The 16,068-nt window shown below is 68.0% G+C and carries 15 protein-coding genes; 4 read left to right on the top strand and 11 right to left on the bottom strand.

Translation table 11 applies throughout. The annotated features are described in order from the left end of the window. Positions 1-6: 6 nt before the first annotated feature. On the bottom strand, positions 7-894 hold the full coding sequence (locus ACE3UA_RS04935) for a YihY/virulence factor BrkB family protein (RefSeq protein WP_374643119.1): 888 nt from the start codon (positions 892-894) through the stop codon (positions 7-9). Between the two features lie 87 nt (positions 895-981). On the opposite strand from ACE3UA_RS04935, the gene mgrA reads away from it, so the two are divergent. Further along, entirely contained in the window at positions 982-2,010 is a 1,029-nt protein-coding gene (gene mgrA / locus ACE3UA_RS04930) for an L-glyceraldehyde 3-phosphate reductase (protein ID WP_374643117.1), read from the top strand. 229 nt (positions 2,011-2,239) lie between these two features. On the opposite strand, the gene ubiG is transcribed toward mgrA, so the two are convergent. Beyond that, positions 2,240-2,986: a bifunctional 2-polyprenyl-6-hydroxyphenol methylase/3-demethylubiquinol 3-O-methyltransferase UbiG gene (ubiG, locus tag ACE3UA_RS04925; RefSeq protein ID WP_374643115.1), complete on the bottom strand. Its 747-nt coding sequence runs from the start codon at positions 2,984-2,986 to the stop codon at positions 2,240-2,242. 57 nt (positions 2,987-3,043) lie between these two features. On the opposite strand from ubiG, the gene pip reads away from it, so the two are divergent. Further along, on the top strand, positions 3,044-4,021 hold the full coding sequence (gene pip / locus ACE3UA_RS04920; protein WP_374643113.1) for a prolyl aminopeptidase: 978 nt from the start codon (positions 3,044-3,046) through the stop codon (positions 4,019-4,021). On the opposite strand, the gene ACE3UA_RS04915 is transcribed toward pip, so the two are convergent. From ACE3UA_RS04915 to ACE3UA_RS04885, 7 genes are all read right to left on the bottom strand, one after another. Then, the gene (locus ACE3UA_RS04915) at positions 4,012-4,998 is read right to left on the bottom strand and encodes a glycosyltransferase family 2 protein (protein WP_374643111.1); all 987 of its coding nucleotides are present in this window, start codon (positions 4,996-4,998) and stop codon (positions 4,012-4,014) included. The genes pip and ACE3UA_RS04915 overlap by 10 nt on opposite strands. Positions 4,999-5,291: 293 nt before the next feature. Then, positions 5,292-7,205 (bottom strand): 1-deoxy-D-xylulose-5-phosphate synthase, encoded by a 1,914-nt coding sequence (gene dxs / locus ACE3UA_RS04910; RefSeq protein ID WP_374643109.1) that lies wholly within the window; start codon positions 7,203-7,205, stop codon positions 5,292-5,294. 20 nt (positions 7,206-7,225) lie between these two features. Continuing rightward, positions 7,226-8,095 (bottom strand): polyprenyl synthetase family protein, encoded by an 870-nt coding sequence (locus ACE3UA_RS04905; protein ID WP_374643106.1) that lies wholly within the window; start codon positions 8,093-8,095, stop codon positions 7,226-7,228. Then, on the bottom strand, positions 8,092-8,331 hold the full coding sequence (locus tag ACE3UA_RS04900) for an exodeoxyribonuclease VII small subunit (RefSeq protein WP_374643104.1): 240 nt from the start codon (positions 8,329-8,331) through the stop codon (positions 8,092-8,094). The genes ACE3UA_RS04905 and ACE3UA_RS04900 overlap by 4 nt, the downstream gene beginning before the upstream one ends. Further along, positions 8,328-9,236, bottom strand: coding sequence for a histone deacetylase family protein (locus ACE3UA_RS04895; protein WP_374643102.1), 909 nt, complete (start codon positions 9,234-9,236; stop codon positions 8,328-8,330). Before ACE3UA_RS04895 ends, ACE3UA_RS04900 begins: the two co-directional genes overlap by 4 nt. Positions 9,237-9,304: 68 nt before the next feature. Further along, positions 9,305-10,000 (bottom strand): response regulator, encoded by a 696-nt coding sequence (locus ACE3UA_RS04890; RefSeq protein WP_374643100.1) that lies wholly within the window; start codon positions 9,998-10,000, stop codon positions 9,305-9,307. Further along, on the bottom strand, positions 10,000-10,494 hold the full coding sequence (locus ACE3UA_RS04885; RefSeq protein WP_197643336.1) for a MarR family winged helix-turn-helix transcriptional regulator: 495 nt from the start codon (positions 10,492-10,494) through the stop codon (positions 10,000-10,002). Before ACE3UA_RS04885 ends, ACE3UA_RS04890 begins: the two co-directional genes overlap by 1 nt. Before the next feature lie 141 nt (positions 10,495-10,635). On the opposite strand from ACE3UA_RS04885, the gene ACE3UA_RS04880 reads away from it, so the two are divergent. Beyond that, complete coding sequence (locus ACE3UA_RS04880) at positions 10,636-11,502, top strand: branched-chain amino acid aminotransferase (RefSeq protein WP_374643097.1); 867 nt, start codon at positions 10,636-10,638, stop codon at positions 11,500-11,502. A gap of 408 nt (positions 11,503-11,910) precedes the next feature. Further along, the gene (locus ACE3UA_RS04875) at positions 11,911-12,600 is read left to right on the top strand and encodes a GntR family transcriptional regulator (protein WP_374643095.1); all 690 of its coding nucleotides are present in this window, start codon (positions 11,911-11,913) and stop codon (positions 12,598-12,600) included. A 3-nt stretch (positions 12,601-12,603) separates the two neighbouring features. Here the strand turns inward: ACE3UA_RS04875 and ACE3UA_RS04870 are convergent, their stop codons facing one another. Both ACE3UA_RS04870 and ACE3UA_RS04865 read right to left on the bottom strand, forming a co-directional pair. Next, a complete protein-coding gene (locus tag ACE3UA_RS04870) occupies positions 12,604-15,036 on the bottom strand; it encodes an FAD-dependent oxidoreductase (RefSeq protein WP_374643093.1) in 2,433 nt (810 codons plus the stop codon). Beyond that, the gene (locus ACE3UA_RS04865) at positions 15,033-15,914 is read right to left on the bottom strand and encodes a phosphotransferase (RefSeq protein ID WP_374643091.1); all 882 of its coding nucleotides are present in this window, start codon (positions 15,912-15,914) and stop codon (positions 15,033-15,035) included. The genes ACE3UA_RS04870 and ACE3UA_RS04865 overlap by 4 nt, the downstream gene beginning before the upstream one ends. Positions 15,915-16,068: the final 154 nt, after the last annotated feature.

Raw genomic sequence — 16,068 nt, 5'->3', positions numbered from 1 at the left:
CGAGGTCTACTCGCGCCGTTCCACCCAGCGCAGCCGCCCGTCCGTCCCGATCACCGGCCGCCGTCCCCGCATCCGGGCGTCCAGCTCGGCGTTGATCGCCCCGCCCAGAAGGATCGACCAGACGCTGAGATACAGCCACATCATCAGGATGATCACCGCCCCGATCGAGCCGTAGATCGCATTGTAGCTGTTGAAATTCGCCAGATAGATCGAGAACCCCAGCGAGACCCCCGCCCAGGCCAGCGTCGCCACCAGCACCCCGATGCTGATCCAGGGCGAACGGAACCCGCCCTCGACATTGGGGCCGAAGCGGTAAAGGATCGACAGGCAGGTCAGCACCAAAAGGAACATCGCCCCCCAGGGCAGGACGCCGGTCAGCCAGGCCTCGAACGTGCCCAGCTTCACATAGCTGAGCAGGATCGGCACCACGACGATCGTCACCAAAGCCACGAACAGCGCCCCGATCAGCGCCGCCGTCAGCAGGAAATCCACCGCCCAGCCCCAGAGCCAGCCGCGCGGCTTGGCCCGGTGCACCACATGCAGCCCCGCGGTCAGCGCCGAGACCCCGGCCCGCGCCGAATAGAGCGCGATCACCAGCGACAGCAGCGTCGTCCATTGCAGCGCGCTGCGCGGGGCGTTGATCAGCCCCATCACCTGGTCATGGATCAAGAGCCGCGCCTCCGGCGGCAGGAAGCGTTCGCCCACGGTCAGATAGCCCTGGATCACGCCGGGATCGGCCACCAGCCCCCAGAGCGCCACCGCAGCGCCCAGGCCGGGAAAGACCGCGAACATGGCGTAGAAGGCCACTCCGGCGGCGATCAGGCCGAAATGCCCCTCGCCGACGCGGCTCCAGACCGCCGTGATGAAGTCCCAGACCCGCAGCACATGCCTCATGCCGCCCAGCATCCCCCGCTTTGCGCGCCACCGCAACTTGAAGCCTTGGCCCGGCCGTGAAATCCTGACGACGACAGGAGGATCGCCATGAGCCGCTACACCCCCCGCGCCGACCGATACGAGCGCATGGTCTACAACCGCTGCGGCAGGTCCGGCCTTAGGCTTCCGGCGGTCAGCCTCGGCCTCTGGCACAACTTCGGCCATGACACGCCGCATGCGACCAAGCAAGCGATCTGCCGCACCGCCTTCGATCACGGGATCACGCATTTCGACCTGGCCAACAACTATGGCCCGCCCCCCGGCAGCGCCGAGGAGGCGTTTGGCGAACTCCTCCGCACCGATTTCCGTTCCCACCGGGACGAGCTGATCATCTCCTCCAAGGCGGGTTACCTGATGTGGGACGGCCCCTATGGCGAATGGGGCAGCCGGAAGTATGTCATCGCCTCCTGCGACCAGTCGCTGAAGCGGATGGGCCTCGACTACGTCGACATCTTCTACTCGCACCGCTTCGACCCCGAGACGCCGCTGGAGGAAACCATGGGCGCGCTGGACCATATCGTCCGCTCGGGCCGGGCGCAGTATATCGGCGTCTCGAGCTACAGCAGCCAGCGCACCCGCGAGGCGGTGGCGATCCTGAAGGACCTCGGCACGCCGCTTCTGATCCACCAGCCCAGCTACAACATCCTGAACCGCTGGGTGGAAACCGACGGTCTGAAGGACACGCTGAAGGAGCTTGGCGTCGGCTCGATCGCCTTCGTCCCGCTGGCGCAGGGCATCCTGACCGGAAAGTACCTCGACGGCATCCCGCAGGGCAGCCGCGCCACGCAGGGCAAGTCGCTGGACCCGGCGCTGGTCGGGAAGGCGCTGGCCTCGGTCCGCGACCTGGACGGGATGGCCCGGGCGCGCGGCCAGACGCTGGCGCAGATGGCGCTGGCCTGGGTGCTGCGCGGCGGCGGGATCACCAGCGCGCTGATCGGCGCCTCGCGGCCCGAGCAGGTGGAAGATTGCGCCGGCGCGGTGCGCAACCTGGACTTCACGCCGGGGGAACTGGCCCGCATCGACGCCATTGCCGAGGAGAAGGCGATCAACCTGTGGGCGCGTTCCTCTGACGCCTGAAGATCGGCCCGAACCCCTCCGGCAGCCCGCCGCGCCGCGGGGGGTAGGCGGGTGAAATCCGGCTCGGCCACCGGCCGCGCCGCGCGCGATGCGCGGTCCATTCCGTCCCGAACCGGAAGCTGCAAGCTATGTGGCCCTTGCCGGGAAAGGTTCATGCGGAAGTGTTGCAGAAGCTGCCGGTTGCCGCGCGGCCCCGGAAATCAAAGGATTTCCGCACCGGAATTCTTCTTCAGAATTCCGGCGGCTTCACCGAGGCGGTGACATAGTTGCAGCTCAGGTCGCGCTCCGACAGGCCCCAGCGCCAGGTGACCGGGTTGAACACCATTCCCTTGCGGTCCACCGGCCGCAGCCCGGCCTTGCCGATCAGCGCATACAATTCATCCGGCGTGATGAACTTCGCCCAGTCATGCGTCCCCTTCGGCAGCCAGCGCATCACCCATTCCGCGCCCAGGATCGCCATGGCAAAGCTCTTCGCCGTCCGGTTCAGCGTCGAGCAGACCATCAGCCCGCCGGGCTTCAGCAACTCCCGGCAGGCCACAAGATAGGCCTGCGGATCGGCGACATGCTCGACCACCTCCATGTTCAGCACCACGTCGAACCGCTCGCCCGCCGCGGCCAGATCCTCGGCCGTGGTGTGGCGATAGTCGATCGCCAGCCCCGACTGCCGGGCATGGGCCTGGGCCACCGGGATGTTGCGCGCCGCCGCATCCGCGCCGGTCACCTCTGCCCCCAGCCGCGCCATCGGTTCCGAGAGAAGCCCGCCGCCGCAGCCGATGTCCAGGATCCGCAGCCCCCCGAACGGCGCCGGACCCGCGAGGTCGCGCCCGAACTCGGCGGCAATCTGGGCGCAGATATAATCCAGCCGGCAGGGGTTCAGCATGTGCAGGGGCTTGAACTTGCCGTTCGGGTCCCACCATTCGGCCGCCATCGCCTCGAACTTGGCCACTTCCGCCGGATCGACCGTATCCACCGCCATCGCCGCCTCCTCTTTGCCCTTCGACTCCGGGTCTGCCCGGCGCTATATAGGTCATCGATGGATCAGAGATCAGGTCAAAAGCGCGCAGTCGAATACCTTTACCCGCCGATCGAGCCTTTCGATCAGCGGATGATCGACATGGGCGACGGCCACCGCATCTATGTCGAGCAATGCGGCCATCCCCAGGGCCGCCCGGTCATCGTCTTCCACGGCGGGCCCGGCGGCGGCTGCTCGCCCGCCATGCGGCGCTATTTCGATCCCGGCTTCTACCGCATCGTGCTGTTCGACCAGCGCGGCTGCGGCCGCTCGCGGCCGCATGCCAGCGTCATCGCCAATACCACCTGGCACCTGGTCGAGGATGTCGAGACCATCCGCAAGACGCTGGGGATCGACCGCTTCATCGGCTTCGGCGGCAGCTGGGGCGCGACGCTCGCGCTCGTCTACGCCCTCACCCACCCCGAGCGGGTGACCAGCCTGGTCCTGCGCGGCGTCTTCCTGATGACAAGGGCCGAGCTGCAATGGTTCTACGGCGGCGGGGCCGGGGCCTTCTTTCCCGACCTCTGGGCCCGCTTCGTCGAGGCCATCCCCGAGGCCGAGCGGGGCGACCTGATCGCCGCCTACCACCGCCGGCTGTTCTCGGGCAACCTGCTGGAAGAAACCCGCTTCGGCCGGATCTGGGCCAACTGGGAGAACGCGCTCGCCTCGATCCAGAACGACGGCCTGATGGGCGAAAGCCCCTCGGACTATGCCCGCGCCTTCGCCCGGCTGGAGAACCACTATTTCCAGAACGCGGGCTTCCTGGACGGCGACGGCTGGATCCTGCGCGAACGCAAGCGGATCGAGCATATCCCCGCCAGCATCATCCAGGGCCGATACGACATGATCTGCCCGCCGCTGGCCGCCTGGCGGCTTGCCGATGGCTGGGACCGCTGCCGGCTGGACATGGTGCCCCTCGCCGGTCACGCCCTGTCCGAACCGGGGATCAGCGAGGCGCTGGTCCGGGTGATGGACGGGCTCCGAGGCCGTCACGCCTGACGTTCGACGAACTCGCGAAACCTGTCGCTGGTCTGGATGAATCCTTCGTCCAGCAACACCTCGGTGCCACGAAACGACAGCTGGCTTGCGGTCCGGATTGCAAAAGCGCCGGGCTGATCATAGCGCGCCAGACGCAGCACGTCCTCGCCGTGCTGCCAGGTTCCCGCTGCAACGTGATTTCGTTCGCGCGTGATATAATCGCCCGAGAATTTGTAGTGCCTGTAACAGGCCGAGACATCGGACACGCACACATTCGAGACCGCGTGAACATGCCCGGGAGGCGCGACACCGTCGGCATTGCGGAAGATGCCGTGCTTGGTAAGCAGCGGCGTCTCCCCGAATACCTCGTAGCGCATGCCTCCGCGCCAGAAATTCTGCGGCGCCGCAGTAGGATTGTCCTTTACGAAATACGCAAGAATGAAGTCAGGATCATGATAGTCTATCCGCTCGAGCGCGTTCAGCGAATAGAGCGACATCCGATCCAGTGCCTCGACATAGCTCCAGCGGCAGGTAATCTCAGCCGACTGGTCGCTGAACATGTCCAGCATGTGGACCAGCATCGCCGTCTGTCCCTCGGCCAGCATATAGCGCAGCAAAGGTCGGATCTGGCCGTTGCAGCCCGGTGGCGGTTCGAACATCTCGTCCGAATCGACGACAAGAAACCAGCCCCCCTGCACGACCAGGGGCGGTAACAGCCTGCGCATCAGGACTTCGTAGTCCGACACGGGCACGCAGGCCTGAATCACGGTCACATCCGGCTCGCTCTCCAGCAACTCGGGCGTACCATCGGTCGAGCCGTTGTCGATCACCAGGAAATGCTGCACGCCGATGGCGCGGTGATGGCGCAGCAGTTCCGGAAGATACCAGCGGGCATTCTTCTCGAGGACGACAGCACAGCATTGGTCGTCGGCAAGCGTTACCACTGCCTGTCCGGACAGGACCCTCTTCGCGCGTTGAAGCGCCAGCCGCTGCTGCATGTTTCGGAATCTTCGGGCGACACCGCCCGACACGCGCTGAGAGAACCGACCGAGACCTTCCAATCGTCATTCTCCTTCCGGATCATGGCGTGCGGAGCCTAGTGTTCAAGGCAGAAGTTCTGATATTCTGATATTTATACTCAGATAAGCCCAAAAATTCCCATGTGTCAATCACGACGCCGGATGTCCGGCCGAGGCTTTGCCTGGATCGGCTCTTGCCCGGTCACTGGTTCTTGCACAGCGGAGCAAGCCGGGGCGCCTTCAGCCGGCTTCAATCCCACAGCCCAATTACTTCACGCCCGCTTGCCCACCACCGCGACGCCCAGCGCCTCCAGCACGCGTTCCTCGATATGGGAGGCATCCAGCCCGGCGATACGATACATCGCCTCGGGCGAGGCCTGGTCGATGAAGATGTCGGGCAGGACCAGCGAGCGGAACTTCAGCCCGCGGTCGAACACGCCCTCCTCGGCCAAGAGCTGCGCCACATGCGACCCGAAGCCGCCGACCGCACCTTCTTCCACCGTCACCAGCGCCTCGTGCCCGCGCGCCAGCCGCAGGATCAGCGCGCGGTCCAGTGGCTTGGCGAAGCGCGCATCCGCGACCGTCACCGAGACGCCGCGCGCCGCCAGCGCCTCGGCCGCCTTCAGGCTTTCCGCCAGCCGGGTGCCAAAGGACAGGATCGCGACCCGCGACCCCTCGTGCACGATCCGGCCGCGCCCGATCTCCAGCGGGACCCCTTGCACCGGCATCTCCACCCCGACGCCCTCGCCGCGCGGATAGCGAAAGGCGATCGGCCCTTCGTCATGCGCCGCCGCCGTCGCCACCATATGCACCAGTTCCGCCTCGTCCGCCGCGGCCATCACCACCATCCCCGGCAGGTTCGCGAGGAAGGCGATGTCGAAGGCCCCGGCATGGGTCGCCCCATCGGCCCCGACCAACCCGGCCCGGTCGATGGGAAAGCGCACCGGCAGGCGCTGGATCGCCACATCGTGCACGATCTGATCGTATCCGCGCTGCAGGAAGGTCGAATAGATCGCGCAGAAGGGCCTGAGCCCCCCCGCTGCCAGCCCGGCCGCGAAGGTCACCGCATGCTGCTCGGCGATGCCAACGTCGAAGCAGCGTTTCGGGAAACGCCCGGCAAAGAGGTCGAGCCCCGTTCCGTCCGGCATCGCCGCCGTCACCGCGACGATCTTCTCGTCCCGCTCCGCCTCGGCGATCAGGCTTTGCGCGAAGACCTTGGTATAGGAGGGCGCATTCGAGGCCGCCTTGACCTGCTCTCCGGTCAGCACGTCGAACTTGGCCGTGGCATGGCCCTTGTCGCGCGCCGCCTCGGCCGGGGCATAGCCCTTGCCCTTCTTGGTCAGCACATGGATCAGCACCGGCCCCGTCGCCCGCGCCTTCACCGTCCGCAGCACCGGCAGAAGCTGGTCCAGGTCATGCCCGTCGATCGGCCCGACATATTCGAACCCAAGCGATTCAAACAGCGTCCCGCCCACGGCCATGCCCTTCAGCATGTCCTTGGCCCGCTTCGCCCCGTCCTGCAAGGGCTGCGGCAGAAGGCCGACGATCCCCTTCGCCACCTGCTTCAGGTCCTGGATCGGCGCCTCGGCATAAAGCCGCGAGAGATAGGAGGACAGCGCGCCGACGGGCGGGGCAATCGACATCTCGTTGTCGTTCAGCACCACGAACAGCCGCTTCTTCAGATGGCCGGCGTTGTTCATCGCCTCGAAGGCCATGCCGGCGCTCATCGCCCCGTCGCCGATCACCGCGATGGCATCGCCGGGATCGCCGCCCAGTTCGGCCGCCATCGCAAAGCCCAGCGCCGCCGAGATCGAGGTCGAGCTATGCGCCGCGCCGAACGGGTCATAGGGGGATTCGGACCGCTTGGTGAAACCCGACAGCCCGCCCTCCATCCGCAAGCTGCGGATCCGGTCGCGGCGCCCGGTCAGGATCTTGTGCGGATAGCACTGGTGGCCGACGTCCCAGATCAGCTTGTCGCGCGGCGTGTCGAAGACGGCATGCAGCGCCACGGTCAGTTCCACCACGCCAAGGCCGGCCCCGAGATGCCCGCCCGTCACCGAGACCGCCGAGATCGTCTCGGCCCGCAACTCTCCGGCAAGCTGGTGCAATTCGCGGTCGGAGAGCGCCTTCAGGTCCGAAGGCAGCTTCACCCGGTCGAGCAGCGGGGTCTGGGGTCGGTCGGTCATGCCTTGCCCTCCCGGGCCGTTCAGTTGTCGCGCGCAATAACGAAGCGCGCCGCGGCGATCAAGTTCCCTGCCCGCGCCGCATAACCCGCCAGCGCCGCCTCGGCCTCGCCGATCAGCGCGGCGGCCCGCGCCCGCGCGCCCTCCAGCCCCAGCAGCGAGACGAAGGTCGCCTTCCCCGCCCCAGCATCCTTGCCGACACGCTTGCCGGTCCGGGCCTCGTCCCCGGTCACGTCCAGGATGTCGTCGGCGATCTGGAAGGCCAGCCCCAGCGCCGCCGCATAGCGCCGCAGCGGCGCAGGGTCGGAACCGGCGATCACCGCGCCCGCCTCAGCCGCAAAGCCGATCAGCGCGCCGGTCTTGCCCGCCTGCAACGCGGTGATCTCCTCCAGCGTCAGGCCGCGCCCCGCCGTCTCGGCCGCGATATCCAGGGCCTGCCCCAGCACCATCCCGTCGATCCCCGAGGCCCGCGCCAGCCCGGAGACCAGCCCGATCCGCACCTCAGCCGAGCCCAGCGCCGGATCGCACAGCAACTCGAACGCCAGCGTCTGCAAGGCATCCCCCGCCAGCACCGCCGTCGCCTCGTCCCATTTGCGATGCACCGTCGGCTGGCCGCGGCGCAGGTCGTCGTCGTCCATGCAGGGCAGATCATCGTGCACGAGGGAATAGGCGTGCAAGGCCTCGACCGCCGCCGCCGCGCTGACCGCCTGCGCCTCGGGAACCCCCAGCATCCGCGCACCTTCCAGCACCAGAAAGCCGCGCAGCCGCTTGCCGCCGCGGGCGGCATAACGCATCGCCTGCGTCACCGGCTGTTCTGCCCGCCCCTCCAGCGCCGCCAGAAGCCGCGCCTCGCACAGGGCCGCATCCGCCGCCAGCCGTTCGGGAAAGCTCACATCCCCTCCGCCGGAGTCGTCCCGACCGCACGGCCTTCCTGGGCCCGGATCAACTCCACCTTCTCCTCGGCCTCGGCCAGCTTCCTGGCGCAATGCGCCTTCAGCGCGGCCCCGCGTTCATACAGCGCAATCGACTGTTCCAGCGGCACCTCGCCGCGCTCCAGTGCGCCCACCACCTGCTCAAGCGCGGCCATTGCTTCCTCGAAGCTCATCGCGTCGATCGGTTTGTCAGTCATCGGCCCCGCTCCTCCAAGACGCCCACATGCGCGGCGACCGAGGCCGCCAGCGCCTCCAGATCATAGCCGCCCTCCAGTGTCGAGACCACCCGCCCCCCGGCGAAATCGCACAAGCGTTCGGTCAGCCAGCGGTAATCCTCCGCCTGCCACTCCAGCCCGGCCAGGGGATCGTCGGCATGGGCGTCGAACCCGGCCGAGATCAGCAGCAGGTCCGGCTTCCACTCCGCCAGCGCCGGGAACACCAGCCGCTCATAGGCCTCGCGCATCTCGCGCCCGCCCGAGCCCGCGCGCAAGGGCACGTTCACCACCTGCCCATGCGCCCCCCGCTCCTCGGGCCGCCCGGTGCCGGGATACAGCGGCATCTGGTGGCTGGAGACGAACAGGCAGCGCCCCTCGTCCCACAGCAGATCCTGCGTCCCGTTGCCGTGATGCACGTCGAAATCCACGATGGCGACGCGGCTCAGCCGATGATGATCCAGCGCCCGCTTCGCCCCGATGGCCACCGTCCCGAACAGGCAGAACCCCATTGCCGTCTCGCGTTCCGCATGATGCCCCGGCGGCCGCCCGGCCACGAAGGCCGTCCTGGCCTCCCCCGACACCACCGCATCCACCGCCGCGCAGATGCCACCCACCGCCCGCATCGCCGCCTTGTGCGACCCCGGCGACAGGAACGTATCCCCGTCCAGCTGCGCCCAGCCGTCACGCGGGACCGCCGCCTTGACCCGCGCCAGATAGGCCGAGGGATGGCAGCGCAGCACCTCCGCCTCCTCCCCCGGCGGGCACTCCCGCCGCTCCACCGCAAGGCCCAGAAGCCCCCGCTCCACCGCCGCCAGCCGTTCCACCCGCTCGGGATGGCCCGGAGGCGTCACATGGCGCGCGCAGTCCGGATGCGTGAAAACCAACATGGTCTTGCTCTTTTCCGAAATACTCCGGGGGTCCGGGGGCCGGCCCCCGGTCCGAAGCTGTCCAACCCTCAGTCCGGCTGCAGCATATAGCCCTCGCCCCGCACCGTCTGCAGGTAGCGCGGGCTTTTCGGGTCGTCCTCGATCTTCCGGCGCAGGCGGGTGATCTGCACATCCACCGCCCGCTCCTGCGCCGCATCCGCGCCGCCCGCCTCGCCCGCCAGCCGGTCGCGGCTGATCGGCACCCCCGGCTGCGCCGCGAAGACCCGCATCAGCTGCGCCTCGGTCGCGGTCAGCCGGACGGGGGCCTCGCCGCGCCACATCTCGCCCCGGTCCAGGTCATAGCGCACCGGCCCGAGATGGATCACCTGCCGCACCGGCTCGGCCGGGCGGGCCGCGGGCACCCGGCGCAGGATGGCGTTGATCCGGAGCAGCAGTTCCTTCGGCTCGAAGGGCTTGACCAGATAGTCATCCGCCCCCGCCTCCAGCCCCTCGATCCGGTTCGCCGTCTCGCCCCGCGCGGTCAGAAGCAGGATCGGGGTCGCCAGCCGCTTGCGCAGATCGCGGGTCAGGCTGACCCCATCCTCGCCCGGCATCATCACGTCCATGACGATCAGGTCGAACTCCAGCCCGGCCAGCACCCGCCGGGCCTGCGCCGCATCCTTCGCGACGGACACGAGGAAACCGTTGCGGATCAGGAACTTCTGCAGAAGCCCCCGGATGCGCTCGTCATCGTCGACGATCAGAAGATGCGTGTCGGGGCCCATCAGCCGCCCTCCCTCAGGCGGTTGTACTGCCGCCGCATCTCCGGGTCCATCATCGCCTCCAGCACCTGCCGGAACCCGGCCACCGCCGCCGGCCCCGCCGCCCGGTAGGCCGCCCGCATCCGCGCCCGCTGCGCATCCGACAGCTCGCGCTCCAGCACCAGGCCCTTCTCGGTCAGGTGCAGGTGCCGCTCGCGCGCGTCGGCCTTGCCCTTCTCGCTGCGCACCAGCCCGTCCTCGATCAGGGTCCGCAGCACCCGGTTCAGCGACTGCTTGGTGACGCCGAGGATCGACAACAGGTTCGAGACCGTCGTCCCCGGCGCGCGATGGATGAAATGCAGCGCCCGGTGATGCGCGCGGCCATAATCCATCCCCTCCAGGATCCGGTCGGGATCGGCCGTGAAGCCGCGATAGGCGAAGAACATCGCCTCGATCCCCTTGCGCAACTGCTCGTCCGTCAGGAAAAGCAGGCTTTCGCCACCCGGTCTTTCCACCATGCGCGCCTCCATCTCGCGCCGAATTTACGTCAGCCTTGTTGACTTTCCAAGTCCGAACCCGTAATTCCGGGGCGATTTCGCGCAAGAATCTGTCCGATGCGGACCTTTCAGGCGCAACATTCGCAAAAGCTGGAGGCGAGGATGGCAGGCTACGACGATCGCGACGGGTTCATCTGGATGGATGGCAAGCTGGTGGAATGGCGGCAGGCGAACGTCCACATCCTCACCCACGCGCTGCACTACGCCTCCTCCGTTTTCGAGGGCGAGCGGTGCTACAACGGCAAGATCTTCAAGGGCCACGAACATTCGCTGCGCCTGCTGGAATCCGGCCGCCTGCTGGACATGCCGATCCCCTATACCGCCGAACAGATCGACGCGGCCAAGGAAGAGGTGCTGAAGGCCAACGGGTTGACCGACGCCTATGTCCGCGCCGTCGCCTTCCGTGGCGCGGGCGACGAGATGGGGGTCGCCTCTCTGGGCAACCCGGTCCGCCTGGCCATCGCCTGCTGGTCCTGGGGCGCCTATTACGGCGACGCCAAGATGAAGGGCGCCAAGCTCGACATCGCCAGGTGGAAGCGGCCCTCGCCGGAAACCATCCCCACCGCCGCCAAAGCCGCGGGCCTTTACATGATCTGCACCATGTCCAAGCACGCCGCGATGGAGAAGGGCTGCTCGGACGCGCTGTTCTACGACTATCGCGGCTATGTCGCCGAGGCGACCGGGGCCAACATCTTCTTCGTCAAGGATGGCGAGGTCCACACCCCGAACCCGGATTGCATCCTGAACGGCATCACCCGGCAGACCGTGATCGGGATGCTGAAGGACATGCAGATCACGGTCCACGAACGCCATATCAAGCCCGAGGAACTGGCGACGTTCGAGCAATGCTGGCTGACCGGCACCGCCGCCGAAGTGACTCCCGTGGGCCAGATCGGCGACTGGACCTTCGAGGTCGGCGAGCTGACCCGCCGCGTCGCCACCGCCTACGAGCAGCTGGTCCGCTCCTGATCAGGCGGGGGTGACGCCCGCCAGCGGTGCCGACCAGATCCTCTGGGCCATTGCCCAGGATGGTCGGCCCGCGCCGTGCCCGTTGCATCGGGATGGCACCGCAGCCCCTGCGCGGCAGCAAGGGCAGCGTCAAGCCTGGCCCGCAGCGGCACCCCCGCAGACCGGCTGGAACCGCGCGAAGGGGCGTGAGGCGCCGGCTTCGCCGGGCAGCACCCGATACGACCGGCAGCATCAGCGCCCCCAGGGCCAGACGCCGCAATTCATGTCCTGCCTTTTTGTCTGGACTTGAAATAATTATGTCTGATACAATCAACCATAGAACGGCCTCGTCCACGCGGAACGATCAGCCGGGACGGCCGATGGTCCAGTTAATTCTGACGGGCCCGGCCAGTCGGGCAGGATGTTATCGTGACGGCGACCTATCGTGACATCAAGTCGGACATCCTGGGCAAGATCACCCGGGGCGAATGGACGCCGGGCAGCCTGATCCCCGGCGAGCTGGAGCTGGCCGAGACCTATGGCTCGGCCCGCGCCACGGTGAACCGGGCGATGCGCGAACTGGCCGAGGAAGGCATCATCGAACGCAAGCGCAAGTCCGGCTCGCGCGTCCGGCTGGCGCCCCTGCGGCAGGCGCGGTTCGACATTCCCGTGATCCGGCGCGAGATCGAGGAACAGGGCCGCGCCTACCGCTATGCGCTGGTCCGCTCCGAGGTGGTCGAGGCCCCCGAATGGCTGCGCGCCCGGCTGGCGCTTCAGCCCGGCGACCGGGTGCGCCATCTGGTCTGCCTGCATCTCGCCGACGGCACCCCCTGGCAGCACGAGGACCGCTGGATCAACCTCGGCCTTCTGCCCCAGGCGCTCGACGCCGATTTCTCGGCCAGCGGCCCGACCGAATGGCTGATGGCGCAGATCCCCTTCTCGGCGGTCGAGATCAGCATCTCCGCCACGGCGGCCGATGCGGCGCTGGCCGCCCATCTGGATTGCGCCCCGGGCGAGCCGCTCTTGATGACGGAACGGTCGACGCGCTGGAACGACCAGATGGTGACCTATGTCCGCCTGGTCCACCGGCCCGGCCACCGGATGACCACGCGCTACTGACCGTCAGGCCCGGATGCGGCTGCCTTCCGGATCATGAAGCGGCTTCAGGACCAGGCTTGCGGGCAGGGTCTCGCCGGCGACGACAAGGGCGTAGCTGCCCGAGGCGAGCCAGTCCTCCGTCACGCCCGCCGGGTTGCGCAGATAGCCGTAGCCGATGCTCGCCCCGACGGTATAGCCATATCCGCCCGAGGTGAGATAGCCCACGGGTTCGCCATTCCGCAGGATCGTCTCGCGCCCGACGAGGACGGCCCCGGGATCGCTGGTGAAACCGGCGAGGCGTTTGGCCAGCGGCCTGCCCTGCACGGCTTCCAGCGCGGCGCGGCCCAGGAACCGGGTGTCGGACTTCAGCTTGACGGCCCAGCCCAGCCCGGCCTCGAACGGCGTGTCGTTCGGCGTGATGTCCGAGGACCAGGCGCGATAGCCCTTTTCCAGCCGCAGCGATTCCAGCGCGCGATAGCCGACCGGGCGGATGTCGGTCCCGCCCGCCGCCATGAGGGCGTCGAAGACGGCGGCGGTATGGGAAAGCGGGGTGTGCAGTTCCCAGCCCAGCTCGCCGACATAGGTCACCCGCAGGGCGCGGACATCGGCCCCGGCGATGGTGATTTCGCGCATGTGGCCGAAGGGGAAGGCCGCGTTCGAGACGTCGGCGGCGGTCACCTTTTCCAGCACGCGCCGCGCCATCGGACCCATGAGCGAGAGCGTCCCCCAATCCTCGGTCACATCGGTCAGGGTGCAGCCGGTCGCGGGCAGGTGGTCGGCGATCCAGGCCAGGTCATGGGTGCGGAAGCCGGTGCCGGTGACGATGTAGAAACGGTCCTGCGACAGGCGCGCCACGGTCAGGTCGGCCTCGATCCCGCCGCGGGAATTGAGGAGCTGGCTATAGGTCAGCCGCCCCGGCGCGCGCGCGACGCGGTTGGCGCAGATCCATTCCAGCGCCTCGGCCGCGCCGGGGCCGGAAAGCTCGTATTTGGCAAAGGAGGACTGGTCGAAGATCCCCACCTTGTCGCGGACATGGGCATGCTCCTGCCCCACGGGGCCGAACCAGTTCTGCCGGCCCATTGAATAGAGGTCGCGCGGCTCCATCCCCTCGGGGGCGAACCAGTTCGGACGCTCCCAGCCGAGTTTCGAGCCGAAGACCGCCCGGTGGTCCTTCAGGCGCCGATACAGCGGCGAGGTGATGCGGGGGCGGCCGCTTTCGTATTCCTCATGCGGAAAACCGATGGTGTAATGCTTGCCATAGGCCTCCATCGTGCGGTCAAAGACCCATTGCCGGTCGCGGTGCAGGCCCGAGAAGCGGCGGATGTCGACGACCCAGAGGTCGAGCGGCGCCTCGTCGCGCATGACCCATTCGGCCAGCACCCAGCCGGCGCCGCCGCCGCTTGCGATGCCGAAGGCGTTGAAGCCCGCGCCGACATACATGTTGGCGCATTCCGGCGCGGGGCCAAGGATGAAGTTGCCGTCGGGGGTAAAGCTTTCGGCGCCGTTGATCATCTGCTTGACGCCGGTCTTCTCCAGCGCCGGGACGCGGGCGATGGCCTGTTCCAGATGCTGGGCGAAATGGTCGTAATCGTCGTCGAACAGCCGGAACTCCCAGTCCTTGGGAATCTCGCCCTGCACCCAGCCCTGCGGGTTCGGCTCATAGCCGCCCATGACCAGGCCGCCGACCTCCTCCTTGAAATAGGTGCGCCGGTCGGGGTCGCGCAGGGTGGGGGCGTCGGGGGAAAGGCCCTCGATCCTTTCGGTGACGATATACTGGTGCTTCACGGGTTGCAGCGGCACGTTGATCCCGGCCATGGCCCCGATCTCGCGCGCCCACATGCCGCCGCAGTTGACGACCTTCTCGCAGCGGATCGTGCCCCGGTCGGTGTGGACGGCGGTGATGCGGCGGCCCTGCATGGCAAAGCCGGTGACGGTGACGCCCTCGTGCAGCTGCGCGCCGTGCATCCGCGCCCCCTTGGCAAGGGAATGGGTGATGTCCGAGGGGCTGGCCTGTCCGTCCGTCGGCAGCCAGCTGGCGCCGACCAGGTCGGAGGTGTCCATCAAGGGCCACATCCGCTTCACCTCCTCGGGCGAGACGAGGTGCATCTCCATCCCGAAGCTGCGGGCGGTGGTGGCAAGGCGGCGGTATTCGGTCCAGCGGTCGGCATTGGTGGCAAGCCGCAGGCAGCCGGTCATCTTCCAGCCGGTATCAAGCCCGGTTTCGGCGGCAAGGCCCTTGTAGAGGTCCACGGAATACTTGAGCACCCGCGTGATCGAGGCCGAGGCGCGCAGCTGGCCGACCAGCCCCGCCGCATGCCAGGTCGAGCCGGAGGTGATCTTGCCCTGCTCCAGCAGCACCACCTCCGCCTTGTGGTCGCGGGCCAGGTGATAGGCGGTCGAGCAGCCGATGATGCCGCCGCCGATGACGACGATCCGGGCATGGGTGGGAAGGGTCATGTCTGCATTCCGTGCTGGCTGCGGTAATGGGAAAGCGCCGCCTGAAGGCGGGTCAGGTTCTCGCGGGCATAGGCGTCGTAATCGGCCCCCGGCGCCGAGAGGTGCAGGGCCGAGGTCATGGCCCACATCGCCTCGCGCAGCAGGCTGGCGCATTGCATGGCGTCGAAGGCGCGGCGCAGGGGGCGGTCGGGGGCCGCGCCGAAATAGCTGGCGAGCAGGCGGTCGGTCTCCTCCGGCGTCATCCCCGCGTTCGAGGCGGCCCCGGCAAGGTCGAACAGGGCGGTGCCGAAGCCCGCGTATTCATAGTCAATAAGCCAGAGCCGGCTGCCATCGTCCAGGAAGTTCGCCGGCAGAAGGTCGTGATGGCCGAAGATGATCGGCAGCGGGATCTGGGCCTGTTCCAGCTCGGCCGCCAGCGCAAGCAGGGCGGGCAGGTCGGGGGTAAAGCGGCTGTCGCCCGCGCGCAGGGTGCGGGCATAGTCGCGGATGACGTGGAAGGGCCAGAACAGGAAGGCCGCGCCCTTGACATGGGCGGGCATCTCGGCATGGAAGCGGCGCAGTAGGTCGGCCACGCGCTCGGGATTGGCGCGCAGGTCCTCGGGCCCCCAGGTGCGGGCGTCCAGGAAGGCAACGACGCTGACCCCCGGCTCGGCATGTTCGACGGCGGGGCCGAACCCCGCGGCATGGGCGGCGCGGGCGGTCATCACCTCGCGCGCGCGGTCGACATGGTGGAAGGGGAAGTCGCGGCCGAAGCGGACGACATGGCTGCCGCGCGCATCGGTCACCTTCCAGCTTTCGTTCGACAACCCGCCAAGCAGGGGTTCGGCGCTGATCTCGCCCACGAACGGCAGGCGGCGGAGGCGTTCGGGAAGGGTCATGCGCCGCCCTCCAGCCCAAGCTTCTCGCGCTGCGCCTCGGCCGCGGCGTGGATGAGGCGGTCGGCGATGATGGCGATGAAGGCGATGGCAGGCCCGCGACCAGCCCGTTGCCGGGATTGGCCTTGGTCAGCGCGATATAGACCTCCTGCCCAAG

This window comes from Tabrizicola sp., assembly GCF_041919135.1.
Classification (GTDB): Bacteria; Pseudomonadota; Alphaproteobacteria; order Rhodobacterales; family Rhodobacteraceae; genus Tabrizicola.
Note: the sequence above shows the minus strand (reverse complement) of the source record. Positions and strands in the feature narration are given on the sequence as shown.